At 68.0% G+C, this 26,359-nt stretch carries 18 protein-coding genes and 2 rRNA genes (1 of these 20 only partly in view); 8 read left to right on the top strand and 12 right to left on the bottom strand.

Annotation, left to right across the window (positions count from 1 at the left end; translation table 11 throughout):
* Positions 1 to 87 precede the first annotated feature (87 nt).
* Positions 88 to 957, top strand: coding sequence for an alpha/beta hydrolase (locus OV427_RS45555; RefSeq protein WP_267862510.1), 870 nt, complete (start codon positions 88 to 90; stop codon positions 955 to 957).
* Between the two features lie 3 nt (positions 958 to 960).
* Here OV427_RS45555 and OV427_RS45550 read toward each other — a convergent pair whose 3' ends face one another.
* The 8 genes from OV427_RS45550 to OV427_RS45515 all read right to left on the bottom strand — a co-directional run bounded on the left by OV427_RS45550 (position 961) and on the right by OV427_RS45515 (position 10,049).
* Positions 961 to 2,835: an alpha/beta fold hydrolase gene (locus OV427_RS45550; RefSeq protein ID WP_267862509.1), complete on the bottom strand. Its 1,875-nt coding sequence runs from the start codon at positions 2,833 to 2,835 to the stop codon at positions 961 to 963.
* Positions 2,832 to 5,396: a glycoside hydrolase family 2 protein gene (locus OV427_RS45545; RefSeq protein WP_267862508.1), complete on the bottom strand. Its 2,565-nt coding sequence runs from the start codon at positions 5,394 to 5,396 to the stop codon at positions 2,832 to 2,834. Before OV427_RS45545 ends, OV427_RS45550 begins: the two co-directional genes overlap by 4 nt.
* 33 nt (positions 5,397 to 5,429) lie before the next feature.
* Positions 5,430 to 6,410, bottom strand: a complete 981-nt coding sequence (locus tag OV427_RS45540) for a DUF1839 family protein (RefSeq protein ID WP_267862507.1) — start codon at positions 6,408 to 6,410, stop codon at positions 5,430 to 5,432.
* On the bottom strand, positions 6,407 to 7,315 hold the full coding sequence (locus OV427_RS45535; RefSeq protein WP_267862506.1) for an amino acid--[acyl-carrier-protein] ligase: 909 nt from the start codon (positions 7,313 to 7,315) through the stop codon (positions 6,407 to 6,409). The genes OV427_RS45540 and OV427_RS45535 overlap by 4 nt, the downstream gene beginning before the upstream one ends.
* An 80-nt stretch (positions 7,316 to 7,395) precedes the next feature.
* On the bottom strand, positions 7,396 to 8,586 hold the full coding sequence (locus OV427_RS45530) for an acyl-CoA dehydrogenase family protein (protein ID WP_267862505.1): 1,191 nt from the start codon (positions 8,584 to 8,586) through the stop codon (positions 7,396 to 7,398).
* A gap of 4 nt (positions 8,587 to 8,590) precedes the next feature.
* Positions 8,591 to 8,833, bottom strand: a complete 243-nt coding sequence (locus tag OV427_RS45525; protein ID WP_267862504.1) for an acyl carrier protein — start codon at positions 8,831 to 8,833, stop codon at positions 8,591 to 8,593.
* Positions 8,826 to 9,236 (bottom strand): holo-ACP synthase, encoded by a 411-nt coding sequence (gene acpS / locus OV427_RS45520; RefSeq protein WP_267862503.1) that lies wholly within the window; start codon positions 9,234 to 9,236, stop codon positions 8,826 to 8,828. Before acpS ends, OV427_RS45525 begins: the two co-directional genes overlap by 8 nt.
* A 213-nt stretch (positions 9,237 to 9,449) precedes the next feature.
* The gene (locus OV427_RS45515) at positions 9,450 to 10,049 is read right to left on the bottom strand and encodes a sigma-70 family RNA polymerase sigma factor (protein ID WP_267862502.1); all 600 of its coding nucleotides are present in this window, start codon (positions 10,047 to 10,049) and stop codon (positions 9,450 to 9,452) included.
* Positions 10,050 to 10,238: 189 nt separating this feature from the next.
* Between OV427_RS45515 and OV427_RS45510 the strand changes: the two genes are divergently transcribed.
* The 5 genes from OV427_RS45510 (at position 10,239) to OV427_RS45490 (ending at position 18,969) form a co-directional block, all read left to right on the top strand.
* The gene (locus tag OV427_RS45510) at positions 10,239 to 12,233 is read left to right on the top strand and encodes an alpha-1,4-glucan--maltose-1-phosphate maltosyltransferase (protein WP_267862501.1); all 1,995 of its coding nucleotides are present in this window, start codon (positions 10,239 to 10,241) and stop codon (positions 12,231 to 12,233) included.
* A 14-nt stretch (positions 12,234 to 12,247) separates the two neighbouring features.
* Positions 12,248 to 13,903, top strand: a complete 1,656-nt coding sequence (gene treS / locus OV427_RS45505) for a maltose alpha-D-glucosyltransferase (RefSeq protein WP_267862500.1) — start codon at positions 12,248 to 12,250, stop codon at positions 13,901 to 13,903.
* Complete coding sequence (locus OV427_RS45500; RefSeq protein WP_267862499.1) at positions 13,900 to 15,234, top strand: phosphotransferase; 1,335 nt, start codon at positions 13,900 to 13,902, stop codon at positions 15,232 to 15,234. Before treS ends, OV427_RS45500 begins: the two co-directional genes overlap by 4 nt.
* A complete protein-coding gene (gene glgB / locus OV427_RS45495; RefSeq protein WP_267862498.1) occupies positions 15,231 to 17,435 on the top strand; it encodes a 1,4-alpha-glucan branching protein GlgB in 2,205 nt (734 codons plus the stop codon). Before OV427_RS45500 ends, glgB begins: the two co-directional genes overlap by 4 nt.
* Positions 17,436 to 17,571: 136 nt before the next feature.
* Complete coding sequence (locus OV427_RS45490) at positions 17,572 to 18,969, top strand: general secretion pathway protein GspE (RefSeq protein WP_267862497.1); 1,398 nt, start codon at positions 17,572 to 17,574, stop codon at positions 18,967 to 18,969.
* 48 nt (positions 18,970 to 19,017) lie between these two features.
* On the opposite strand, the gene OV427_RS45485 is transcribed toward OV427_RS45490, so the two are convergent.
* Positions 19,018 to 19,683, bottom strand: a complete 666-nt coding sequence (locus OV427_RS45485) for an O-methyltransferase (RefSeq protein WP_267862496.1) — start codon at positions 19,681 to 19,683, stop codon at positions 19,018 to 19,020.
* 96 nt (positions 19,684 to 19,779) lie between these two features.
* Here OV427_RS45485 and OV427_RS45480 point away from each other — a divergent pair, with 96 nt between their 5' ends.
* Both OV427_RS45480 and OV427_RS45475 read left to right on the top strand, forming a co-directional pair.
* Positions 19,780 to 20,421, top strand: a complete 642-nt coding sequence (locus OV427_RS45480; protein WP_267862495.1) for a TetR family transcriptional regulator — start codon at positions 19,780 to 19,782, stop codon at positions 20,419 to 20,421.
* Between the two features lie 250 nt (positions 20,422 to 20,671).
* Positions 20,672 to 22,960, top strand: a complete 2,289-nt coding sequence (locus OV427_RS45475; protein WP_267862494.1) for an ATP-dependent RecD-like DNA helicase — start codon at positions 20,672 to 20,674, stop codon at positions 22,958 to 22,960.
* A gap of 118 nt (positions 22,961 to 23,078) precedes the next feature.
* Here the strand turns inward: OV427_RS45475 and OV427_RS45470 are convergent, their stop codons facing one another.
* The 3 genes from OV427_RS45470 to OV427_RS45460 all read right to left on the bottom strand — a co-directional run.
* Positions 23,079 to 23,915 (bottom strand): hypothetical protein, encoded by an 837-nt coding sequence (locus OV427_RS45470; protein WP_267862493.1) that lies wholly within the window; start codon positions 23,913 to 23,915, stop codon positions 23,079 to 23,081.
* A 175-nt stretch (positions 23,916 to 24,090) separates the two neighbouring features.
* Positions 24,091 to 24,207: ribosomal RNA gene (gene rrf, locus OV427_RS45465) — 5S ribosomal RNA — on the bottom strand.
* 163 nt (positions 24,208 to 24,370) lie between these two features.
* Positions 24,371 to 26,359: ribosomal RNA gene (locus tag OV427_RS45460) — 23S ribosomal RNA — on the bottom strand; it runs 975 nt beyond the window's last position.

The raw sequence follows: 26,359 nt of genomic DNA, 5'->3' as shown, positions 1-26,359 counted from the left end.
AAAGACCTTAAGGAATCCTTGAGGGCCCACGGCTATGGTCACCGGGCAATCACGCCGACGGACGGCTTCATGCGAATGAGAAGGTCCATGTGGGGACTCGGGGTGGTGCTGCTCGCGGTGGCGGGAGTCCTCGGGCTCAAGGCCTTCCGAACGTATCGCTACCAGGCGGCCGTGCTGCGCCCCGCTCCCTCGTCCGCCCCGGTGCCTGAAGCCCTGCGGGCCCTGCGACTGCGCGACGTCACCCTGAAGACGCCACAGGGGCTGGAGGTCCGTGGCTGGTACGTACCGCCCACGCGTGGCTCGGCCATCGTCTTCGTGCACGGCTCACCGTCGACGCGGCTCGACCTGGTGCGAGAAGCGGAGGAACTGGCGCGGCGCGGACATGGAGCGCTGCTCATCGACATGCCGGGCCATGGAGAGAGCCGCGGGCCACCCACCTGGGGCGCCGAGCATCGGGCCGCGCTGGAGAGCGCGCTCGACTTCCTCACGCATCAACCCGAGGTGGACGCCTCGCGCATTGGCGTCTTCGGCTTCTCCATGGGCTGTGCCGTGGCGGCGCGCGTGGCGGCGGACGACAAGCGCGTCGCGGCCGTGGCGTTGGCCGGCGCGTTCACCCGCCTGGAGGACCAGCTCCGCTACGAGTTCCGAGCGTGGGGGCCGATTACGTACCTGCCGGCCATCGCCGCCAACCGGGACGCGGGGCTGGCCCTGGATGAGCTTCACAACGAGGACTTCGTGCCCCGCCTGTCGCCAAGGCCGGTGCTCTTCATCGCCGGCACGGCGGACCGGGCCGTGCCGCCCGCCATGGCGGAGCGGCTCCATGCGCTGTCGGGCGAGCCCCGCGACTTGCTGCTCGTGCCGGGCGCGGGGCACGGCCACTACGCTGACGCGGGCGGAGAGGCGTACCTCTCCCGGGTGGGTGCCTTCTTCGACCACGCCCTGGCGCCGCGCTCGTGAGCGTCAGCCGAAGTGCGTGGTGACGAACTCCAGGATGAGCGTGCCCAGATAGGCCTGGGACCAGAGCGGCGTGAAGGTGTGGTCGGGGCCGTCCACGATCTCCATGCGGAAGTTGGGCTTGTTCGCGAGCCTGCGCGCGCGAGGCCCCAGGTAGCGCTCGATGACGTCCAGGCCGCCGTCGTTGGCGCTGTAGACGAGCAGTGACTGCACGCCACGGTCCACGAGCGCGGAGAAGGAGCGGCGGACGGCCAGGTGTTCGCGCTGCTCGGCGCCCTGGAGCGGACCTGGGAGCGGCAGCGTCTGGGCGCGCTTCACGGCCCGCGAGAGCAGCTCCCGGGCGATGCGCCGCACCTGGATTTCCCCTCGCAGGAGCCGCCGCCACGTCTCCTTGCGGAGCACGGCGGTCCGGTAGAACCGCGTGGACTTGAAGGACGTCTCGTAGGCGGGCCGCTGCTCACGCTGCTTGATGACGAGCGAGTCACCGGCCCGCCAGACGAACGTCTGCGGGTTGATGAGGACCTGTCCCGCGACGCGCTCGTCCTGGACGCTCGCGTGGAACGTGAGGAAGGCGCCGGAGCACAGCGAGGCGACCACGTAGCGCCGCAGCCCATACGCGTTGCCCAGCCAGTCCATCGCCTCCTGGATGTCGCGGACGGAGGCCTTCGAGTAGAGCGGGTGCTCCCGCTCCCCCGGAGCGGCCGGGCTGTCACCGACGCCAGCGATGTCGAGCCGCATCGCCACGAAGCCCCGAGACGCCAGCTCGCGAGACAGCGTCACGTGCATCCGGTTGGGCCCGGTGCGGTGATTGGCTCCCACGGAGACGAACAGCACACCCACCCGGTCGCTCGAAGGCGCGTCGGAAGCTGACTCCGCGACGATGCCGAACAACCGCCCTTCCCGCCCGTACCGCACTGCCCGCTCCCGCACCTGTGCCCCACCATGCGCCAGGCAGACCAGGACACTCTCGGATGCGGCAGCGCCAGCGGAGGTCGCCTTCCCGGCAAGCGCGGGCCCCTCGGAGGAATCATCCGCACGGCGCAGCCAGTCCACCAGCGTGCCGAGCGCGGCCTCCGGCAACTCGGTGAACTCCGCGTCCCGCATCGCGGCGGAGTAACCAGGAACCGTGGGAGCGGACACACTCACGCCACAGGCCGTGAGGTGCTTCGAAATCTGCGCCTCCGCACCGGGCAGGTCATCACGCCCGATGAGCAGCGCCTGCCGCACCGCGCGCGTCGGAGTCTCCAGAGGACGCAGGCCCGACAAACCATCCGCCGTCTCGGGCAGCAGCAGGTAGCCGGCAATCTCCTCACCCGGCGTCGGAGCCTCACGCGGAGGTCCGACGGAGTCCTTCTCCTTGATCTGCCGGAAGGCGCGCAGCTCGCGCACGTACGCGCGGCCCGTGGCCGGAGTGGCCCACAGCATCAAGGCGCCTACGTCTTCGCGAGCCGAGGCCGTGGTGAGCGCGAAGAGTCCTCCCAGCCGCAGCCCGAACAGGCACACCTGCGCCGTCCCCGAGCGCCGCTTCACCTCGTCGATAGCGGTACCGATGCTCGCGAGCCACGCGGCGACGCGGCCCGGCTCGTCGTCGTAGCCGCTCGAATCCCCCGTGCCGTCGTAGTCGAACCGGAGCACGGCGAAGCCCGCTTCGGCCAGCCGTGCCGCCAGGTGGCGATACGTGCGGTGGGCCGGCATGGCCTCGTAGCCCAGCGGGTTGCACAGCACGACACCCATGCGGCGCGGAGTCCCGCGCGGGGCGTGATACCAGCCGAAGAGGCGGCGCTCTTCGGGACCGAAGGCGATGGCCTGGGGCAGGACGGGCTCCGCGGCACCGACCTCCGGAACCACCGGTACCACCTGCCGCGCGACGTTGACGCTCATGACTGAGAACCCTCTCGGGGGCCGGCCGCCTCGGCGGGGGCCAGCTCGATGCGCACCGGTGTGGCGGCGTTCAGCGCGTGGACGAAGCCACGGAACGCACGGGCGGACGGACGCGGCCGCAGCACCACGGTTCGCTCGTCGCCAGGTGCCAGGTGGAAGTAGTTGTCCTCCGGCACGTGGCCGGGAGTCTCGAAGGAGGCGGCCTGGACGAACCGCTTCGCGCGCAGGCGCACGGTGTGGCTGCCATCCGCGCCCGGGAAGGCCACCGCCTCCAGGCCCACGTCCCCGCGCCGCGCCGCCATGGCCGCGTGCGCGAAGTGGAACGCGCGCTGCAACAGGCGGCCCGAGCTCCGCTCGAACAGCGAGGCCACCGCCAGTTCATGTCCCGGCGGCCCGAAGCGGTACGCATACGTCGAGTCCATGAAGTGGCCCGCCATCGCCTCGGCGGACAGCCGCACGGAACCCCGGGCCGGAACAATGGCCGGCGCGCGGCCGCGAGCAACCACCACCTCACCGTCCCGGTAGAAGGCGACCTCCAGCTCCGCATCCAGCGCCGAGCCCGAGTCGTTCGTCACGTTCAGGTCGAGCCCGTCGAGTCCCTCGTCCGACAGCGAGAGCAGGACGTTCCCCGAGGCGCGCTTCAAGCCGTAGTACGCGGCCTTGGGAAGCCCCGTCGAGTCCACCACGCCCCAGCCCGCACCGGGCCACAAGTCACGGAAGAACCAGACGAGCGCACCGTGACAGGTGGAGCCGGGACGCCGGAACTCGGCCAGGGTGGCGCGCATTACCTCGCTGGAGGTCACGCGCCCGAGCGCCAGGTAGCGCGCCAGGTCCGAGTAGCGCAGACGCGCGGGCTCCACTCCGAACAGCACGCCGACGTAGTGGTCGCGCACGTCCTCGAAGTCCCACCCCGCGCCAGGGTCTCTCGGGACGCGCGCCTTCCACTTCGGGTGGTGCGCGGCAGCCTCGCCATCGGCCAGCGTACGCTCGATGGTGGAGTCCTCGGGCACGTTGGCGAAGGCCAGGCACTCGGAAGCGAAGCGAACGCCCGCGCGGCGCGCATCCTCCATCGGGCGCAGGTACGCGCCGACGCCGTAGTAGTGCGTCACCCCGGTGCGCGTATGGAAGGGCATCGCGCCGCCGCTCGGGGACGAGCGCCAGTAGGGCACGTCCGGGCGCAGCGCTGCGCCGGCCTCGGGCAGCACCTTCTCGAAGAGCGGGCCGGTCCACACGGCGGGGGCCAGGCCCATCATCGCCGCCTGCTGCTCGGCCTCGCTGTTGCCACACAGCACGGTCAGCGAGGGACTGCCCTGCACGCGGGACAGGAACTGCTCGGCCTCGCGCCGCACGTTGGCGGTGAAGGCCGCGTCCTCGGCCGGGTAGTCCATGTTGGCGAACATGAAGTCCTGCCATACGAGGATGCCCCGGGCGTCGCACGCCTCGTAGAAGCGGTCGTCCTCGTAGACCATCGTCCCGCCCACGCGGAGCATGTTCATGCCCGCCGAGCGCGCCAGGTCCAAAGCCTCCGCGTAGTCCTTCTCCGTCCCGCCGAGCGACACCACATCCAGCGGCGTCCAGCACGCGCCCCGGCAGAAGACAGGCACGCCGTTGACGGACAGCGCGAAGCCTCCGTCCGCCGTGGACAACTCCACCGTGCGGAAGCCCACGCGGCCCGCGTCGAGCGACAGCGAAGCACCGCCCTCCAGCGTCACGTCCACCTGCACGGGGTACAGCCGGGGCTCCCCATGCGTGTGCGGCCACCACCGCTCCACGGAACCCAGTCGAGCCTCGCCGCGCAGGCGCCACACGCCCTCACCCACGGCCTCGCAGGCCAGCGCCGCACTGCCCTCCCCCACCCGCACCGTCGCCCCCCGCACCGGGCTCCAAGTCCGAACGCGCAGGTCCACCGTGACGGAGCCCCCCTCGCCCACCACCGAAGCACGCAGGTCCGCCTGCTCGACGGAGATCCCCACGTGGTGCTCCACGCTCACGGGCCGCCAGGGCCCCACGGGAGGAACAGGAGGACACCACCCGGGGATATGTCCGAGCAGCGTGGTGCGGAACCAGCGCAGGTGCGGAGCATCCACCAGTCGCGTCTTCCAGCGTGGCCGCGCCCGTCGCTCCTGCAGCGCCGCCGCGAGCGAGCGGAACCGCAGGGCCAGCCTGCGAGTCCCACCGGCCCACCGCGTGACGTCCACCGTGTGCGCGAGGAACATGTTGTCCGAGCGCAGCACGGGCTCATCGTCCAGCCACACCTCCGCGAGCGTGGCCAGGCCGTCGAAGCGGAGGAACACGGCCCCGCCCTCGGCCGGAGGCAGCGCCACGTCGGTGCGGTACCACCAGTCCCGGGTGTCCAGGGGCGGAGGCCGGTCGATGTCGAACGGCCCGGCCGCGCGCAGCAGCGACGCCGCGGTGCCGGGAACGAGCGCGGGCAGCCACGCCAGCGTCCGCTCCGCGAGGCGGGACGGATGGTCCACCGCCCCGGGTTCCACGGCCACGGCCTGCCAGCCCGTCTCGAGCGGCGTCACCCGGTGCGAGCTGACGTTGCGAATGCGCCCCATGTCCCCTCTCCCCCGGCGTTCCGCCGGAGTCCTTCAGCCCACGACCTGCATGAGCAGGTCCATGCCACGCTGCCAGCCCGACTCCATGGTCCCCAGCAGCTCGCTGAAGTCCGCGGGCTTCTTCGCCGCCACCGAGCGCGCACCCTTGAGGATGAGCGTCTTCGCCGCCGAGGAGATGGACTCCAGCTCCGCCCCCGCGCGAGTCAGCTCGCCATTCGCCGCGCCATCCAGCCAGCGCAGGTACGCCGCCGCCAGCTCGAAGTTGGAGCCGAGCTGCCGCAGCGTGGCGAAGGCATAGATGTGGTACGCGTCGATGCCCTTCGAGCGCAGCCCGTCCAGGTCCGAGGCGAACTGGCGCGCGAAGCGGCCGCACGGATTCGCAAGGGGCCGGCGGCGCAGGTAACGGGCCAGCAGCGCGCGAGAGCGCTCGCGCAGCACGTCCTCGGAGTGCCGCTCCAGCCGCTCCAACCCCACCCACTCCGCGAACAGCGGGAGGATGTGCGGGTCCCACGTCCCCGCGCTCCGGAAGACGGCGTCGAAGTCCGCGCCCTCCAGCGTGTAGTAGCCGGTGTTGTGGAAGTAACCCAGCTTCCGGCCCTCCACGTCGAGCGTCTCCAGCGCAATCGTCGTCTTCGTGTGCTGCCGGCCGTAGTCGGTGCCCGCCGTATCCGGAAGGAAGAACGCATCCGCCTCGGTGAGCACCAGCCGCCCCGCGGACAGGTGTGTCACGGCGTGCTCGGCGAGGGGCTTGAAGACGTTCAGCTCCTGCACCTCCAGGCCGTAGAGCGTGTTCAGGTCATCGTGTGACGGCTTGTAGAACGTCCACTGGTCGCCCACGAAGTCGAGCGCGACGGTGAACGCCAGCAGCGGCAGCGGGTTGAGCTTCTGCGCGTGGAGCACTTCAATCCACACGTCGACGTAGCAGTTCTTCTCCACCCACGCCGCGCCCTCGGCGTGGAGGGTGTTCTTGACGTAGGCGCTGGGGTCGAGCCCGAGGACGGAGGTGGTGCTCATGGCCAGAGCACCTTGCGGACTTCGGCCGGCCACTCGGCGGTCACGTAGCCGTGGACGCGGAACAGGGCCATGGTGACGCGCTCCAGGCCGAAGCCCAGGCACGCGGTGTGGGCGACCTGCCCGTCCGCCGTCTTGATGTCGAACAACAGGCCGAAGTGGTCCTGGTGGTAGTTGAACGAGCAGACGGCGGTGGGCTTCGCGGCGGACAGCACCGGCACCACCACCTCGAACTTCAGCTTCTGCATCCGCTGGTTCGCAGCGAGCATGCGGCCGCCGCGGCCGAAGAACGGGTCCGACGCCGTCTCCGGCTCGGCGGGCAGGCCCAGGCGACGCAGCAGCGTCAGCCCGCGCTCCAGCCACATGTCCCGCCAGTCCGCCACCTGCTCCGGCCGGCCGGCGCGCACCATCTCCCGGATGCGGAAGGACTGCATGCGCGTGGGCTCGGGCGAGGGCTCATGGCGGAACACCCAGTTCTGCACGTCCACCAGCCGCCCGTCCTCCGGCAGCGTGCCGGTGAGCTGCGGGTAGATGGGGTAGCAGGCCGCCGGTGCGAGCACCACGTCCGTCATCGACTGGTACTGCGCCCACGGCTTGTGCTCGTGGACGCAGTTCATCATCTCCCGGTGCTGCGCGTCGTTGCCGCTGAAGCTGAAGATGGTGCCCGCGAGCTGGGGGAAGGACTCGAGGTAGTCACTCTTCTCGAACACGCGCCGGTCGATGATGGGCGGAAAGAGCATGTGCTCCGCGACGTCGCCCTTGGCGGCCTCGCTGACGAGGTCGCCGAAGCGGCGCAGCACGTCCTCGAACACGGGGCCGCGGCCGAACGCGCCGGGCACGCCGACGGGGATGATGAGCTTGTGTGCGACGAGCGCGTCGTGGAAGTCCTGGGCTGAAATGTCTGTCACGGAAGAGTCTCCGGAGGAAAGCGAAGGGATGCCATGCGCCCCGAAGCCGGACGGGGCGCGCAATCAATCAGACGCGGCCGTCAGTCGTCCTTGAGGACCAGCAGCAGCGACGCGTTGGTGGCGAGGATGCGGTCGTTGCCAATCATCAACGCCGCGGAGTGCGCGTCGCGCAGGTGCCGGCCAAGGGAGAATGGCGAGTCGTTCTTGTAGCCCTGGATGCCGCAGATGAGCAGCGCGCGGTGGACGATGTCCACGACGAGCGTGGAGGCGGACACCTTCAGGTTGTTCATCTTCAGCGAGAAGCCGATGGAGGACAGCGCCTCCGGGTCTCCCGCGGCCATGCGGCGGCCGGCGTCGGCGGACACCTCGTGCACGCTGGCGCGCATCGTCTGCAGGAGGCTGTGCACCTCCGCGAGGCGCGACGCGGTGGGCGGCACGGTGCCCGGCTTGGCGCGGGCCTGCTGGCGCACGAAGGCGCGCGCCCGGCTCACCGCTCCGGCGGCAATGCCCAGCCACACGCCGCCCCAGAGGACGTGGGACACCGGAACCATCGTCTGGCTCGCGATGTCCGCGAAGGGCACGGGGAGTACCTGCTCGGCGGGGCCGGTGGAGCGGACCTTGAAGCCCGGGCTGCACGTGCCGCGCATGCCCAGCGTGTCCCAGTTGCTGGTGCGCTCCAGGGTGAAGTCCGCCTTGCGCAGCAGCACCATGGACTGGTCGTTGCGGGGCGCGTCCGGCGAGCGGCGCGCGGTGGCCAGCAGGTCGTCCGCGTGCTCGCCGTAGGAGATGGTGGTGGCGTCCTTGTCCAGGCTGAAGCGCCCGTCACGCTGCTCCACGGAAGTCACGCTGGCGCGCATCTCCCCGCCCACGCCCACCTCGGACGTGACGGAGGCGATGAGCAACTGCCGCTCGTTCAACTCCGTGAGGTAGGTGCGCAGCAGCGGAGACGTCAGGCCATGCCGCACCAGGCACGCCACCTGGATGTGGTGCATGGCGAAGACCATGGCGGTGGAGGCACAGTGCTGGGCCAGGGCCTCGCACATGGCGGCCACCTGGTCGAGCCCGAGCTCCGGCCCCCCGAGCGTGGCGGGGACGAGCAGTCCGAGCATCCGCGCGCGCTTCAGCGCGTCAATCGCCTCCACGGGGAAGCGGCTCTCGCGGTCCACTGCGTCCGCATGGACGCGGGCCACCTGCGAGGCAATGCGTGTGACGGTCTCCAGCGGGCTCGCGGCCGGCGTGGAGCCCTCGCCCTGAGGCGCGGCGGTGGTCATGGCTTCACTTTCCCGCCGTGAGTTCTTCGACGGCCTCGCGGATGGCCGAGACGCTCTGGAAGACGGTGCGCTTCAGCATGCGGTCGGGGAACTCCACGTCGAAGCTCGCCTCCAGCGCGAGCATGACATTCACGCTCGCGTGGGACGTCATGCCGGCCTGGTACAGGTCCGCCGTGTCCGACAGGGTGGAGATGTCCGACGACAGGCGCGCGTGCTCTTTGAGGATGTTGCGGATGTTTTCAATCATGGGCGTGCTTTGAGTGTGATTGCTGGGCAATGACGACCGCGGAGGCGTACTCCGCCTCGTGGGTCAGACTGACGGAGAAACCAAAGAGGCCCCGGGCGTCCGCGACGCTGCGTGCCTCGGCGTGCAAGGCCAATTCACAGAAGCCCTCCGGCGCGCGCACCACCTCGATGGTGCGCCACGGCACGGGGACCTCGTGGACGCGCAGCACCTTGAGGGTGGCTTCCTTCGCCGCGAAGCGCGCCGCGAGGCGCTCCGGCGCGGCGTGCGCGTCACGCAGGCAGTAGGCCAACTCGTCCGGGGTGAACAGCCGCTCCAGGTAACGTTGCCCGAAGCGCTGGACCGAGGCCGCCACCGCGGAGACCTGAACCAGGTCCGTCCCCACCACGATTGAGCTCGCTGGCATGCCCCGACGACTCCCGCCGTCGCTGAAAGGCGGCGGCGCAGTATTTCCATAGGACCGTGAAGACTTCCAGTGACAGTCAAGGAAATGACAGTTGCAACCCGAGTGACGTTGCCCCCGGGCGCTGCAACTCTATCCGCTGAGAAACCGAGGGGTAGTCATGGACCCGCTGGCTGCCGGAGGTCCGGGCATGCAGGCGTGGTGAGCGACGGGAGCCTACACGTCTGGCGCCAGCTCTCGGAGCAGGTCGCCCAGCTTCTCCAGCGCCAGCCGCGCCCGCGTCTTCACGGTGCCGAGCGGGTCTCCGGTGCGCTCGGCGATCTCGCGCTGGGAGAGCCCCTCGAAATAGGCAAGCTCCACCACCTCGCGCTGCTCGGCCGGGAGCTGCTTCAGCGCCGCCAGCACCCGCTTGCGGTTCTGTCCCAGGGCGCTCGCCTCGTCCGGCGCGGGCGGAGAAGCGCTCACCGGAGGCGGCTGGTGACTGGCACCCTCCGCCACCCGTGACGCCGTGCCCATGGAGCGCAGCCGGTCGATGGCGCGCGTCCGGGCGATGGTCGTCACCCACGTCTCCAGTCCGCCGCGCTCGGGGTCGAAGTCGCGCGCGCGCTTCCACACGTCGAGGAAGGTCTCCTGCAGCACCTCCTCCGCGTCGGCGCGGGAGGGCAGCAGCCGCAGCGTGACGGCGAAGGCCCTCGCGCTACAGCGCGCGTACACCTCCCGCATCGCCGCGCCGCTGCCCAGGGCCACCTGCTGGAGGAGGGCCCTGTCAGCCGCCGGGTCGCTTGCTCGGGGGACAGTGGGAGGGGAAGGCGCCATGTAGTTCCCGGATACCGCAACCAGCGGTGCGGATCCCAGCTTCAAGTAACACGGTGGGCGGCTGGCAATCCCGTTCCTAACGTTGACGAGCCAACGCGGCCGGCGCGGAAGCCGTCCTGCATCAACGCTGCCCGTGAAAACGCCGCCCGGACAGACCGAACCCCAGCCCTATAAGGGCCGACAGCCTTTATGACCGAACGAATCGGAAGCGTGTTCATCGAGGGAGTCCGACCCGAGCTGGACGCGGGCCGGCATGCCGTCAAACGCGTCGCCGGAGAGCGCCTCACCGTCAAGGCCGACGTCTTCAAGGAGGGCCACGACGTCCTCGTCGCAGTCGTCCGCTGGAAACAGGTCACGCCCAGGTCACAAGTGACGGACTGGCAGGAGGTGCCCATGCGCTTTCTGGGCAATGACCTCTGGGAGGCCGACTTCCCCCTCGCCCACAACGGCCGCTATCAATACACGATTGAAGCCTGGCCGGATCTCTTCCGCACCTGGGCGTCCGAGCTGAAGCGCAAGGTGGACGCCGGCCGGGACGTGAAGAGCGAGCTCCTGGAGGGCGCCGCGCTGCTGGAGTCCGCCGCCGCCCGGGCCCGGCCCGCCAGCGAGGGCGACGCGCGGGTGCTGGCCGAGGCCGCCGCCCGCCTGCGCGGCCCCGCCGAGCCGGAGCTCATCGCCGTGGCGCTCGCGCCCGAGCTGGCCACCATCGCCTCCACGTACCCGGACCGCACGCTGGCGAAGCGCTACGACAAGGTGCTGGAGGTGTTCGCGGACCGGGAGAAGGCGCGCTTCGGCGCCTGGTACGAGTTCTTTCCCCGCTCCGCGAAGCGCGACGGGAAGACGCACGGCACCTTCAAGGACGCCGAGGAGTGGCTGCCGTACATCCAGCGCCTCGGCTTCGACGTCATCTACCTGCCGCCCATCCACCCCATTGGCCGCACCGCGCGCAAGGGGAAGAACAACAGCCTCAAGGCGGGCCCGGACGACGTGGGCAGCCCCTGGGCCATCGGCGCCACGGAGGGTGGCCACAAGGCGGTGCATCCGAAGCTCGGCACGCTGGAGGACTTCCGCCACTTCGTGGACGCGGCCCAGGCGCACGGCATCGAGGTGGCGCTGGACATCGCCTTCCAGTGCTCGCCGGACCACCCGTACGTGAAGGAGCATCCGGAGTGGTTCCAGAAACGCCCGGACGGCACCATCAAGACGGCGGAGAACCCGCCCAAGCGCTACGAGGACATCGTCAACTTCGACTGGATGGGGCCGGCCCGTGAAGCGCTCTGGGCCGAGCTGGAATCCGTCGTCGTCCACTGGGTGAAGCAGGGCGTGCGGACGTTCCGCGTGGACAACCCGCACACCAAGCCCACCCAGTTCTGGGAGTGGCTCATCCGCCGCGTCCAGGACGTCTACCCGGACGTCATCTTCCTCGCCGAGGCCTTCACCCGTCCGAAGGTGATGAAGGCCCTGGCCAAGGTGGGCTTTGGCCAGTCGTACACCTACTTCACCTGGCGCAACTTCAAGGAGGAGATCCAGGAGTATCTGGAGGAGCTCACGCACCCGCCGGTGTCGGACTACTTCCGCGGCAACTTCTGGCCCAACACGCCGGACATCCTCCCGGAGATTCTGCAGAACGCCGGGCCCGGCGCCTTCCGCCTCCGCGCGGCGCTGGCGGCCACCCTCTCCTCCGTGTGGGGCATGTACTGCGGCTTCGAACTGGGCGAGGGCCGGCCTCTGCCGGGCAAGGAGGAGTACCTCGACTCGGAGAAGTACCAGCTCGTCGCGTGGGATCTGGACCGGCCCGGCAACATCAAGGACTGGATTGCGCGCCTCAACACCGCGCGCAGCACCCAGCTCGCGCTGCGCCACTACGACACGCTCGAGTTCTTCGAGTCGGACAACGAGCGCATCCTCTTCTACGGCAAGCGCTCTCCGGACGGGCTGAGCACGGTGCTCATGGCGGTGAGCCTGGACCCGTACACGCCGCAGGAGGCGCTGCTGCACGTGCCCATGGAGTGGCTGGGCGCGAAGCCGGAGGAGACGTACCAGGTGCACGAGCTGATGTCGGACCAGCGCTCCCTCTGGCAGGGCCCTGACGTGCAGGTACGCCTCACGCCCGAGCAACCCGCGGCCGTGTGGGCCGTGTACCGCTTCCGCCGCACCGAGCACGCGTTCGACTACTACGAGTGACACCCGAGAGGCGTATGGAACTGGATCCCCTCTGGTACAAGAAGGCCCTCATCTACGAGCTGCACCTCCGCGCATTCCACGACTCCAACGGCGACGGCCACGGGGACATCCCGGGCCTGATTGAAAAGCTGCCGTACCTTCAAGATCTGGGCGTGGACTGCCTGTGGCTGCTGCCGCACTACCCCTCGCCGCTCCGCGATGACGGCTACGACATCGCGGACTACTACGGCATCCACCCGGACTACGGCACGCTCGCGGACTTCCAGCGGCTGGTGGACGAGGCCCACAAGCGCGGCATCCGTCTCATCACCGAGCTGGTCGTCAACCACACCAGCGACCAGCACCCCTGGTTCCAGGAGGCGCGCAGCGACCCGAAGAGCCCCAAGCGCGACTGGTACGTCTGGAGCGACTCGGACGAAATCTACAAGGGCACCCGCATCATCTTCGTCGACACCGAGCGCTCCAACTGGACGTGGGATCCGGTGGCCAAGCAGTACTTCTGGCACCGCTTCTTCAGCCACCAGCCGGACCTCAACTACGACAACCCCGAAGTGCAGGAAGCCATGCTGGACGTCATGCGCTTCTGGCTGAACATGGGCGTGGACGGGTTCCGCTGCGACGCCGTGCCCTACCTCTTTGAGCGCGAGGGCACCAACTGCGAGAACCTCCCGGAGACGCACGCCTTCCTCAAGAAGCTGCGCAAGACGATTGATTCCGAGTACCAGGGAAAGATGCTGCTCGCGGAGGCCAACCAGTGGCCCGCCGACGTGCGCGTCTACTTCGGCGACGGCGACGAGTTCCACATGGGCTTCCACTTCCCGGTGATGCCCCGCCTCTTCATGGGCATCCGCAAGGAGGACCGGACGCCCATCGTGGAAATCATGCAGCAGACGCCGGACATCCCGAACAACTGCCAGTGGGCCATCTTCCTGCGCAACCACGACGAGTTGACGCTGGAGATGGTGACGGACGAGGACCGGGACTACATGTACCGGGAGTACGCCACGGACCCGCGGATGCGCATCAACCTGGGCATCCGCCGCCGTCTCGCCCCGCTGATGGACAACGGCCGTCGGCGCATCGAGCTGATGCACAGCCTGCTCTTCACCCTGCCCGGCACACCCGTCATGTACTACGGGGACGAGATAGGCATGGGCGACAACATCTACCTCGGCGACCGCAACGGCGTGCGCACGCCCATGCAGTGGACGAGCGACCGCAACGCGGGCTTCAGCCGCGCGGACTACGCGCGCCTGTACGCCCCCGTCATCGCCGACGCGGTCTACGGCTACCAGTCCATCAACGTGGAGGCGCAGGAGCGCGTGAAGTCCAGCCTCCTGCACTGGGTGAAGCGGATGATTCGCATCCGCCAGCGCTACCCCGTCTTCGCGCTGGGCACCCTGCGCTTCCTGCCGACGGAGAACCGCAAGGTGCTGTCCTTCGTGCGCGAGTACGAGGGCACGACGGTGATGGTGGTGTGCAACCTGTCCCGCTTCGCGCAGCCGGCCGTGCTGGACCTGCGCGAGTACGAAGGGCAGGTGCCGGTGGAGCTCATCGGCGAGACGCCCTTCCCCCGCATCAGCACCCTGCCCTACCAGCTCTCCCTCGGTCCCTTCATGTTCCTGTGGTTCCGGCTGGACAAGCCGTCCGCGGGGAGGAGCCTGCCGTGACGACCCTCGACCTGACGAAGCTGCCGGAGTACCTCAAGCACCAGCGCTGGTTCAGCGGCAAGGCGTGGCCCATCAAGCATGTGAGCGTGGTGGACCACGCGGCCATGGAGCTCGGGCCCTGCTCCTTCACCCTCGCCGTGGTGGAGGTGGTGTACGAGCTGGGCAGCCCGGAGCGCTACCTGCTGCCGGTGAAACCCACCGCGGAGGGCGTGCGCGACGCGCTCGAGGACGACGAGTGCCTGCGCGCCCTCTTCAAGGTCATGCGCGAGGGCGGCGGTATCAGCTCCGCCTCCGGCCGACTGGTGGGGGAATGGATAGGCGGGCCCGAGACGCTGATGGCCCTTCCCTCTCCGCTGACGGTGCGTCGGCTGATGGTGGAGCAGAGCAACACCTCCGTCGTGCTGGGCGAGCAGGTCATCCTCAAGATCATCCGCAAGCTCGAGGCGGGAGTGAGCCCGGAGCACGAGGTGGGCCGCTTCCTCGCCACGAAGACGTCCTTCCGGGCCACGCCCACGCTGCTGGGGGCGCTGCACCTGGAGGGCGCGGCGGGCGCCACCGTGGCGGTGGCCCACCGCTTCGTGCCGGACGCGACAGACGGGTGGAAGTACACGCTGGACCGGCTGCGCCAGGAGCGGGCGCTGGGCGAGCGCTTCCTCGGGGAGATGCGCGAGCTGGGTGTGCGCCTGGGCGAGCTGCACAATGCCTTCGCCTCGGCCTCCGCGGACGAGCCGGCCTTCGCCCCCGAGCCGCTCCTCCAGGAGGACCTGCAGCGCTGGAGCGCCTCCATCGTGGGCGAGCTGGGCGTGACACTGGCGGATGCGGCCCGGCTGAACCCGGACCTGGAGGGCCGGCGCGATTCGCTCATCGAGTACGCGAAGCGGCTGGCGCACGTGGCGCCCTCGGGGCAGAAGATTCGCATCCATGGGGACCTGCACCTGGGCCAGGTGCTGCGGGCCAGGGACCAGTGGCTCATCTTCGACTTCGAGGGCGAGCCCGCGCGGAGCTTCACGGCACGCCGGGAGAAGTACAGCGCGCTGCGCGACGTGGCGGGGATGATTCGCTCGTTCGACTACGCGGAGGCCACGGTGGCGCTGGAGGGCGGCGAGCCGCGCGGCCGTGTGGGTCCCAGCCGCGCGGCCTTCCTGGAGGGCTACCGCAAGGCCACGCGCGGGGCGAAGTACCTGCCGACGGACGACGCCACGTTCGACGTGATGCTGCGGGCGTTCGAGCTGGAAAAGCTCCTCTATGAAGTACGGTATGAGCTGCAGAACCGGCCGGACTGGGTGCGAATCCCCGTCCAGGCCCTCTTGCGCATGGAGGATTCCAAGTGAGGAAGCCAGCCGACAAGGCCCAGGTCGACGCGGAGCTTCAGCGTGTCATCGAGCTGAGACACCCGGAGCCGCACTCCATCCTGGGCATCCATCCGGATGGCGACGGCGTGGTGATTCGTGCCTTCCGGCCGGACGCCGTAGCCATCAACGTGGTGCCCGAGACGGGCGGCCGCATCGCGATGACGCACCGGATGGGTGGCGTCTTCGAGGCGCGCGTGAATGGCAAGGAGCAGCCCTTCACCTACCTGCTGGAAGTGGAGTACCCCGGCAAGAAGGTCTTCAAGCTGAGAGATCCCTACAGCTTCCTCCCCACGCTGGGGGAGATGGACCTGTACTACGCGGGCGAGGGCAAGCACGAGCGCCTCTGGGAGCAGATGGGCGCGCATCTCATCCACCACAACGGAGTGCGGGGTGTGTCCTTCGCGGTGTGGGCGCCCACGGCGGCCGGTGTGTCGGTGGTGGGTGACTTCAACGGCTGGGACGGCCGGCTGCATGCCATGCGGCGCATGGGCGCGTCGGGCATCTGGGAGCTGTTCGTCCCCGAGGTGGGCGACGGCGCGCGCTACAAGTTCGAGATTCGCCCCGGCCATGGGGGCACGCGCGTGCTGAAGTCGGACCCGTTCGCCTTCCGGGCGGAGGTGCCGCCGGCCACCGCGTCGGTGGTGCACGACCTGGACCGCTACCGCTGGGCGGACGCGGAGTGGCTCGAGTCGCGCAAGCAGAAGCAGGACGTGACGCACCAGCCTTGGAGCGTCTACGAGGTGCACCTGGGCAGCTGGCGCCGCGTGGTGGAGGACGGCGACCGGCCCATGACGTACCGCGAGCTGGCCCCTGCGCTGGCCGAGTACGTGAAGTACCTGGGCTTCACGCACGTGGAACTGCTGCCCGTGTCGGAGCACCCCTACGGAGGCTCCTGGGGGTACCAGGTGAGCGGCTACTACGCGCCCACGGCGCGCTTCGGCCATCCGGATGACTTCCGCTACCTGGTGGACCACCTGCACCAGGAGGGCATCGGCGTTCTGGTGGACTGGGTGCCCGGTCACTTCCCGCGGGACGTGCATGCGCTGGGGCAGTTCGACGGGACGTCGCTGTACGAGCACGCGGACCCGCGCAAGGGCGCACAGCCGGACTGGGGCACGCTGGTCTTCAACTTCGGCCGCAACGAGGTGCGCAACTTCCTCATCGCCAACGCGCTGTTCTGGATCGAGGAGTACCACATCGACGGACTGCGCGTGGACGCGGTCGCGTCCATGCTCTACCTCGACTACAGCCGCAAGCAGGGCGAGTGGATTCCCAACCGCTGGGGGGGCCGCGAGAATGAAGAGGCCATCCAGTTCCTGCGCGAGCTGAACGAGACGGTGCGCCGCAAGTACCCGGGCGTCGTCGTGATTGCGGAGGAGTCCACGGCCTGGCCCAAGGTGAGCCACCCGGTGAGCGAGGGCGGCCTGGGCTTCCACTTCAAGTGGAACATGGGCTGGATGCACGACACGCTGTCGTACTTCTCGAAGGACCCCATCTACCGGCAGTACCACCACAACCAGCTCACCTTCGGCCTGCTGTATGCGTTCAGCGAGCACTTCATGCTCCCGCTGAGCCATGACGAGGTGGTGCACGGCAAGGGCAGCCTGTACGGGCGCATGCCGGGAGACCCGTGGCAGAAGCGCGCCAACTTGCGTGCGCTCTTCGCGTGGATGTGGGCGCACCCCGGAAAGAAGCTGATCTTCATGGGCGGCGAGTTCGGCCAGCCGGCGGAGTGGAACCACGACAAGAGCCTGGACTGGCACCTGACGCACGACCCGGGGCACGAGGGCATCATGAAGCTGATGGCCTCGCTGAACCGGCTCTACAAGGAACTGCCCGCGCTGCACGACGCGGACAGTGAGCCGGTGGGCTTCCAGTGGCTGCAGCCGGACTCGGCGGCGGTGAACGTGCTGGCCTTCGTGCGGCGCTCGCGCCAGCCGGGGCGCCACGTGGTGTGCATCGCCAACCTGTCCCCCACGGTGCACGAGGGCTTCCGCGTGGGCTTCCCGCTGCACGGAAGCTACGTGGAGATCCTCAACTCGGACGCCGGCGAGTACGGCGGCTCGAATCAGGGGAACATGGGGCAGATCCACACCGAGCCCACGGGTTGGGACGGTCAGCCGGCTTCCGCGGCGATCACCCTGCCCCCGCTGTCGGTACTCTGGTTCACGCCGGGGTGAGGCGCGTCGTGCCGTGGGAGTACGGGCTCGAGTCCCGTACTCCTCGCCATTGAGAGCCCGGCAATCCACAGGGGAAACGGGCGTTTTCGAGAGTGGGCGGTGGACGGCGTGGGCCGGGACGTCCTTGAATCACGGCATGGCGCGCAAGCTTGGTGAGCAGCTGGTCCTGGATGGAGTGTTGACGCCGGAGCTGTTGTCCCGGGCGCTCGCGCGGCAGCAGGAGACGGGGCAGAAGCTGGGCGAGTGCTTGGTGCGGCTGGGCGTGGACGAGACGCCGGTGCTGCGCGTGCTGGCGCAGGAGCTGAAGACGCGCTTCGTGTCCACGGAGAAGCTGGCGCAGGCCAAGGTGGAGCCCGCGGTGCTGGAGCGAGTGCCGGTGCGGCTGGCGGAGGGCTTCGACTTCGTGCCGCTGCGCCTCGCGCAGGACACGCTCTACGTGGCCATCGCGGAGCCGCAACGGCAGCGAGCGCTGGAGGAGATCGCCAGGGCGGTGGGCGTGGCGCAGGTGCTGCCGTTCATCGCGGTGCGCCGGTCCATCCGGGCCGCCATCCGCAAGCACTACTACGCGGACGCGCAGGCCTTCGAGCACCCGCCGGACGACCAGACGTGTCCGCACTGTGGCGCGTCGAGCCGGCCGGGAGACTTCCAGTGCGCGCGCTGTGAGCTCCTGCTGGTGCGCGGCGTGGACGACCTGCCGCCCCGGGACAACGTGTCGCTGGTGCGCGCGCTGCTCACGAAGCCCGAGCAGACGGGGGTGCGCGGTGTGCCCCGGCCGTCGCAGGAGGAGGCGACGCGCGTGGTGTCGTTCCAGGCGCAGGCCCAGGCGAACACGAAGGGGCCGGCGGTGCGGCCGGTCATCGCGGTCGGGATGGACATCATGAACCGACCGCTCAGCCCGTTCGAGGCGTACCTGCTGTCGTTCGTGGACGGGCGGACGTCGTTGGAGGAGATGGCGCTCATCGCGCAGGTGACGGAGCTGGAGCTGCGCGCCATCTTCGAGTCGCTGTCGGAGCGCGGGGTGACGAAGCTGGTGGGCACGCTGGCGTCCGCGCAGGCGCCGGTGGCGGATCCGCTGGGTGAAGCGAAGCCCGCGCCTCCGGCTCCAGCTCCGGCCCGGGCGACGGCGCCGATGGCCTCGGCGACGCGCGCTCCGGCAGCCATGCCGGCCGTGACGCCGGGGGCGGCGCGTCCTCCTCCGGCGCGGACGGCGACCGCGTCCGCCCTGCCTCGCGCCGAGGATTCCAGCGAGCAGGTGCTCCAGCGCGTCGTCAAACTGGAGAAGGAGGGGCGAATGGCGGAGGCGTTGGACCTGCTGGACCGGAGCATCGGCCTGCTGCCCAAGCCCGCGCCGCTCTACAACCGAATGGGGTTGATCCTCCTGAACCATCACCGCGACTACGAGCGCGCCACCGCGCTGTTCCAGAAGGCCGCGGACCTGGAGCCGGAGAACAGCGTCTACACCATGAACCTGTACTCCGTGATGTGCCTCACCGCCGAGGCGACGAACGCGGGGCAGCAGAAGCCCCGGCGCTGACACTCTGCCCCTGTCAGCCCGCGCCCCTTCCGCCCGGCCGGACGCGGCTCACCCGAGCCGCATCGACAGCTCCACCTCGCTCGCGAACGGCACCGACAGATAGCCGTGCCGGGGCGAGCGGACGCGCTCCAGGTACTCCGGGCTCCAGTCCGCATTGTCGGCGAGAACCCACGCCCCCGGCCGCAGGCGGCCCTCGACGAGCGCGAGGATGTCCGGATAGAGGCCCTTGGCGCCGTCGAGCAGCAACAGGTCGACCTGCTCCGGCAGGCCCGAGGCGAGCGTCTGGAGCGCGTCGCCCTCGCGAAGCTCCACGAGGTCCGCGAGCCCTCCCGCCGCGAGGTTCTCCCGTGCGCGGGCGACCTTCGACGGCTCGAACTCGCTCGTAATCAGCCGGCCGCCGCCGTTGTCTCGGAGCGCCGCAGCCAGGTGCAGCGTGGAGATGCCGAACGAGGTGCCGAACTCCACGATGGTCCGTGCGCGGCACGAGCGCGCCAGCATGTAGAGCAGCGTGCCCGTCTCGCGGGAGACGGCGAGCGCGTCGTCCTTCAGCATCGCGTAGAACTTCAGGTAGTCGGTCCTGGTCGACCGCAGCCGGGTTCGCTCCTCGTCCGGCATCTGGGCGAAGACCTGGATGCTCGCACCCGAGGCCTGTTCCGCCTGGGTGAACAGATGATGGAGCAGCGGGGCGAGGGGTGCGGTGGAAAGTGTATTCATTGAGCAATCCCAATCAGGTGGAGGGCGCGTCCTTGCGCCGCACCGAGGAGTACGATTGATTGCTCGTGTTTCCTATTCGCGTTCCCGAGGCACCTCGTGACGGCCCGCCCAACCCCACGCATTTCCTCGCGAAAGAAGCCCCGGCAGGCCCGCTCCGAGCAGCTCGTCGCCGACATCCTCGCCGCCGCTGTTCAGGTTCTGGCGCGTGAAGGCGCGGACCGCTTCACCACCATTCGCGTCGCGGAGAAGGCGGGAATCAGCATCGGGTCGCTGTATCAATACTTCCCGAACAAGGCGGCCATCCTCTTCCGCTTGCAAGCCGACGAGTGGCGGCAGACCGGTGAGCTGCTGCGCGGAATCCTTGAGGACTCGGCGCAGCCTCCGCTAGAGCGACTGCGTGAGTTCGTACACGCCTTCATCCGGTCCGAGTGCGAGGAGGCCCGGGTGCGGATGGCGCTCGACGAAGCGGCGCCGCGCTATCGCGAGGAACCCGAGGCGCGGGAGCCACGCGTGTACGGTACGCGCGTCGTGCAGGCCTTCATGCGCGAGGTGCTCCCCACGGTACCGGACGAGAAGCGGGTGCTCGCGGGTGACATGGTCATGATGACACTCAGCACCATGGGGAAGCGGCTCTCGGAGGAGGACCGCACCGAGCAGGACGTTGAGGCACGTGCCGGTGCGCTGGCGGACATGTTCCGTGCCTACCTCCAGCAGCTCGCGAACTCCGGGCCGGGGTGAGGCGGCGCTTCCCGCGCAGTCCGCCCTCCCCGCTCACGTCACCTGGTGCCTGACAGGCGGGCGGCGGGCGTAGCGCCTCCTTGAGGCACGGCCCCCATTCCGGGCGGCAGACGGCGAGCGACCTGGACCTGAGTGGGAGTCACACGCCTGAGGCGACGAGCCCGAGAGGCGGGCAGGCAGCCACGCGCGGCACTGGATGACGTTTGCCGCATCGGCAGGGGTCGGATGCCCTGTTATTTTCAGGGGCCACATGTCCGCCTCCCGTCCTCCTCCGGTCTACACCGCTGACGTGGCGGGCGGCGCCCTGCCCTCCGTCCGGGACGGGGCCCCGGCGGCCCGTGAGCTCGGCGCACCGCCGCGCCCCACCACTGTGCTGGAGGGGAGCCTCGAGCGCATCACCTACACCAACGAGGAGGCCGCCTGGAGCGTGGTCCGGGTGGTGGTCCATGGCCGCAAGGACCCCATCACCGCGGTGGGCAACCTCCTGGGCGCCCAGCCGGGGGAGTCCCTGCGCCTCACCGGCGAGTGGGTGCAGGACAGGAAGTACGGGGAGCAGTTCCGAGTCGTCTCCTACGGCACGGTGAAGCCCGCGACGCTGGTGGGCATCGAGAAGTACCTGGGCAGCGGCCTGGTGAAGGGCGTGGGCCCGGCCATGGCCAAGCGCCTGGTGGCGCACTTCGGCCTCGAGACGCTGGACATCATCGACTCGAAGCCCGAGCGGCTGGCCGAGGTGAAGGGCTTCGGAGAGAAGCGCCGCAAGCTCCTCGTCGAGACGTGGGCTGAACAGCGCGACATCCGCCAGGTGATGGTCTTCCTCCAGTCGCACGAAGTGCCGGCCAGCTTCGCGGTGAAGGTCTACAAGCAGTACGGCGCCCAGGCGATTCCCGTGGTGCAGGACAACCCGTACCGGCTGGCCATCGACGTGTATGGCATTGGCTTTCGCACTGCGGACCGCATCGCCCAGTCGCTGGGAGTCCCCACCCACTCGCCCAAGCGCGCCGAGGCCGGGGTGCTGCACGTGCTCCGAGAGTTCTCCGAGGAAGGCCACCTCTACGCGCCGCGCGACAAGCTCACCACGCGCACGGTGGAGATGCTGGAGGTAACGCCCGAGCTCGTGGAGGCGGCCATTACCCGGCTCGCCGCCGCCGAGTACCTCGCCGTGGAGGGGGCCAGCGCCCTCGCCCACCCCCGTCCCGAGGACGCCGTTGAGGCGGTGTACCTGAAGGCGCTGCACGTCTCGGAGGTCGGCGTCGCGAACCTCCTCAAGGCGCTCGCCGCCTGGCCCACGCGTCCCCTGGAAGTGGACGTAGAGCGGGCGATTGCCTGGTTCGAAGCCAGCCACGGACTGTCGCTCGCCCCCGAGCAGAAAGAAGCGGTGCGCCAGGCGATGGTGGCCAAGGTGTTGGTCATCACCGGCGGCCCGGGCACCGGGAAGACGACGCTGGTCAACGCCATCCTCTCCATCCTGGAGAAGAAGGGCCGCAAGCTCCTGCTCTCGGCGCCCACCGGACGCGCGGCCAAGCGGATGGGCGAGGCGACTGGACGTGAGGCGGAGACCATCCACCGGCTGCTCGAATACAACCCGCGCACCCACGGCTTCCTGAGAGATCGCAACAACCCGCTCGAAGCCGACGTGCTGGTGCTCGACGAGGTGTCCATGGTGGACACTGTCCTGATGCTCAACGTCCTGAAGGCGCTGCCGCCCCACTGCCAGCTGCTGCTCGTGGGGGACGTGGACCAGCTCCCGAGCGTGGGGCCGGGCAGCGTGCTCCAGGACATCATCGCCTCCGGGCACGTGCCGGTGGTGCGCCTGAAGCACATCTTCCGCCAGGCCCAGGCGAGCCTCATCATCACCAACGCCCACCGCATCAACCAGGGAGAGCTTCCCCAGGTCCCACCCGCGGACGCGCTGGCCGACTTCTACTTCGTGGAGAAGGAGGCGCCGGAGGCCATCCTCGAGACGGTGAAGACGCTGGTGAAGGAGCGCATTCCCCGCCGCTTCGGGCTGCATCCAGTGGACGAGGTGCAGGTGCTCGTCCCGATGAACCGGGGCCTCATTGGCACCGCGAATCTCAACGCCACGCTGCAGGAGCACCTGAACCCTTCCGGGGAGGAGCTCACCCGCGGCCACCGGACCTTCCGCGTGGGCGACAAGGTCATGCAGGTGCGCAACAACTACGAGCTCGGCGTCTTCAACGGAGACATCGGACGCGTGGAGGCCATCGACAAGGAGGAGCAGTCCCTGGTGGTGCGCTACGACGGGCGTCCGGTGGCCTACGCCTGGGCGGACGTCGACGAGCTGGTCCTCGCCTACGCCACCAGCGTGCACAAGTCGCAGGGCAGCGAGTACCCGTGCGTGGTGCTGCCCCTGCACACACAGCACTTCACGCTGCTGCAGCGCAACCTGCTCTATACCGCCGTGACTCGCGGGAAGAAGCTGGTGGTGTTGGTGGGAAGCAAGAAGGCGCTGGGCATCGCGGTGCGCAACGGCGACACCCAGAAGCGCTTCACCCGGCTCGCGGCGAGGCTTCGCGACTGACGCCGTGGAGCTCGGCCTCGAGGAGGGCCGGGTGCAGGCCCGGAGTCCTCCCGTCGCCGCAGCCGGACCTGGCGTCGGCGAACGTGAGGCTCTCCGTGCCGCTCAGGCCAGGGCGACGTCAGCCCTCGTCGTCACTGCTGTCGGACATGTACCCGCCAAGCTTGTCGAACTGCGTCGGCTTGGGAGTCTCCTTCCGGTAGTTCTTGTCCTCGTAGTTCACCGTGCGGCGCATGTAGTCCGGGTTCTTCGCCATCGGGAAGGTGGGCGTGTCGCCCTTGAAGGCGTCGTCCAGGGAGATTTTCCCGTCCTGCACCATGCGCAGCACGCCGCGCGCGGCCTTGTCGGAGCCAAGCACGCGCTGAGGCTCGGACACGTGGGTGATGGCGGAGAGCTTCGCCGCGGCATTCTTCGCCTCCCCGCTGGTGAGCTTCTGCGGCTTCTTGCCCTCGAGCGCATTCAGGAGGTCCGTGGCGATCTCCTTGTCGGAGGCGCCGCTCTTCTGCAGTCCCGACACCAGGTCCGAGTACTTGTGCCCCACGGCCTGCTTCCCGTAGTGCTTCTTCTCGCTGGTGATCTTGAACGCCGGGTCCGAAGTCGGAAACTTGCTCGCATTCACCGGACCGAACGGCGTGTCGAGCTGGGTCTTCGCCTCGTTCTTCGGGTTCTTCTTCATCAGGCTGCCGGCATCGGTCCGGAAGCTGCTGGTGCCGCTCTGGGACGCCACGGCGCTGCCGGACTCCTGTCGCCGCTGATCCCGAACGAACTTCCGCTTCAACCGGGCCTCGGTGGTGTTGTCCTTGGGCACCTCGTCCGTCTTCGGCTTCTTCGCCGGAGAGGAGCTCCCCACGTCGTCGGTCCGCTTCCGCTTCTCGGCGCCGCCCACGGACGGCGAGCTCGACGAACGCGAAATCGACGGTGTGGAAGAGAGACCGCCACCCAGCTTCACTTTCGGCATGGAAGACCTCCGGCGCGTGGCCAGCAATGACGCAGGGAGACTAACAGCCGCGCCACGCAATGCCTGGAGGTTTTTCCGGTCTTTCTGGTACCGAACGAGTGGCGCCACGAAAGACAGACACGCCAAAAAAAGAAAACCCCCGTTGCCACGAGGGCAACGGGGGTTCTCAAAAAGAATCCGGCAGCGACCTACTCTCCCGCGCGGTTTCCCGCGAAGTACCATCGGCTCTGGAGGGCTTAACTTCCGTGTTCGGGATGGGAACGGGTGGGACCCCTCCGACATAGCCACCGGAAAACAAGCGACAGTGCATACAAAGGGTAAGTTTCAATTCTCTGCGAGAAGAAGTCTCGCCGTGCCTATTTAGAAGCGTCTTCCGGGCGAGTGCTTTCGCACTCGAGCCTCGGCCTTGGCCCCGAGTCCCTTACGCCCCAAAAGGAGGCATGGAAGAGAACGGGGAAAGTAAGCCGCTCGACCCATTAGTACCGGTTAGCTCAACGTGTTACCACGCTTACACACCCGGCCTATCAACGTCGTAGTCTTCGACGGGTCTTCAGGGGCTTGCGCCCGGGATACCTGGTCTTGAGGTCGGTTTCCCGCTTAGATGCTTTCAGCGGTTATCCAATCGGCACATGGCTACCCAGCGATACCTCTGGCGAGATAACTGGTACACCAGCGGTGCCTCCAACCCGGTCCTCTCGTACTAAGGTCAGAGCCTCTCAAGTATCCTACGCCCACAGCAGATAGGGACCAAACTGTCTCACGACGTTTTGAACCCAGCTCGCGTACCGCTTTAATTGGCGAACAGCCAAACCCTTGGGACCTGCTCCAGCCCCAGGATGCGATGAGCCGACATCGAGGTGCCAAACCTCCCCGTCGATGTGAACTCTTGGGGGAGATAAGCCTGTTATCCCCGGAGTACCTTTTATCCGTTGAGCGATGGCCCTTCCATTCAGGACCACCGGATCACTATGACCTGCTTTCGCACCTGCTCGAGATGTCTCTCTCGCAGTCAAGCTCCCTTATGCCATTGCACTCGCCGCCCGGTTTCCAATCGGGCTGAGGGAACCATCGCGCGCCTCCGTTACTTTTTGGGAGGCGACCGCCCCAGTCAAACTACCCACCAGACAGTGTCCCAATCCCGGATGACGGGACATGGTTAGACACCAGAAATCAACAGGGTGGTATTTCACCGTTGCCTCCACCGAACCTAGCGGCCCGGCTTCAAAGGCTCCCACCTATCCTACACAGTCAATCCCTAGTGTCACTGTCAAGTTATAGTAAAGGTTCACGGGGTCTTTCCGTCTTGCTGCGGGTAAACTGCATCGGCACAGCTATTTCAATTTCGCTGAGTCCCTCTCCGAGACAGCGCGGAAGTCGTTACTCCATTCGTGCAGGTCGGAACTTACCCGACAAGGAATTTCGCTACCTTAGGACCGTTATAGTTACGGCCGCCGTTTACTGGGGCTTCGGATCATCGCTTCGCCTTGCGGCTGACGAATCCCCTTAACCTTCCAGCACCGGGCAGGAGTCAGACCCTATACGTCGGCTTGTCGCCTTCGCAGAGTCCTGTGTTTTTGGTAAACAGTCGCTACCGCCATTTCTCTGCAACCTCTCTCGGCTTCGGCTGTACGCCTACACCTACCAGAGGCCCACCTTCTTCCGAAGTTACGGTGGAAATTTGCCTAGTTCCTTGGAGGAGAGTTCTCTCAAGCGCCTTAGGATTTTCTCCTCACCCACCTGTGTCGGTTTGCGGTACGGACACCCTATGAGCTCCCTACGGGACTTTTCTTGGAAGCAGAGCATCAGCGACTTACCCCTTACGGGGCGCCATGGGGTCTCGGGGATAGCTGCCGCGCCTTTAATCGTACGCGACACCCCTACGCCTTTAGACTGACACAACCACCGGTCAGCTCGCCTAGCTTTCTCCGTCCTCCCTTAGTTCAACGCTCACAAGATGGCGCAGGAATATTAACCTGCTTTCCATCACCTACGCCTTTCGGCCTCGGCTTAGGTTCCGGCTAACCCTGGGAAGATTAACTTGACCCAGGAAACCTTGGGTTTACGGCGAGGGGGTTTCTCACCCCCTTTATCGCTACTCATTTCGGCATCAGCACTCCCAGTCGCTCCAGCCGCCTTTACAGTCGACCTTCGCTGCAACTGGGACGCTCCCCTACCGCCATGCGCTTTACGCATGACCCGAAGCTTCGGCACTAGTCTTGAGCCCCGTTACATTTTCGGCGCGGCCTGTCTTGACCAGTGAGCTATTACGCTTTCTTTAAAGGATGGCTGCTTCTAAGCCAACCTCCTGGTTGTCAATGACCTGCCACATCCTTTCTAGTGTTCACTTAGACTAGATTTGGGGGCCTTAGCTGTCGGTCTGGGTTATTCCCCTCTTGCCAATGGACGTTATCACCCACTGACTGCGTCCCGGGATAACAATTGCC

The organism is Pyxidicoccus sp. MSG2 (genome assembly GCF_026626705.1).
Classification (GTDB): domain Bacteria; phylum Myxococcota; class Myxococcia; order Myxococcales; family Myxococcaceae; genus Myxococcus.
This window is presented reverse-complemented; position numbering and strand designations above follow the sequence as displayed.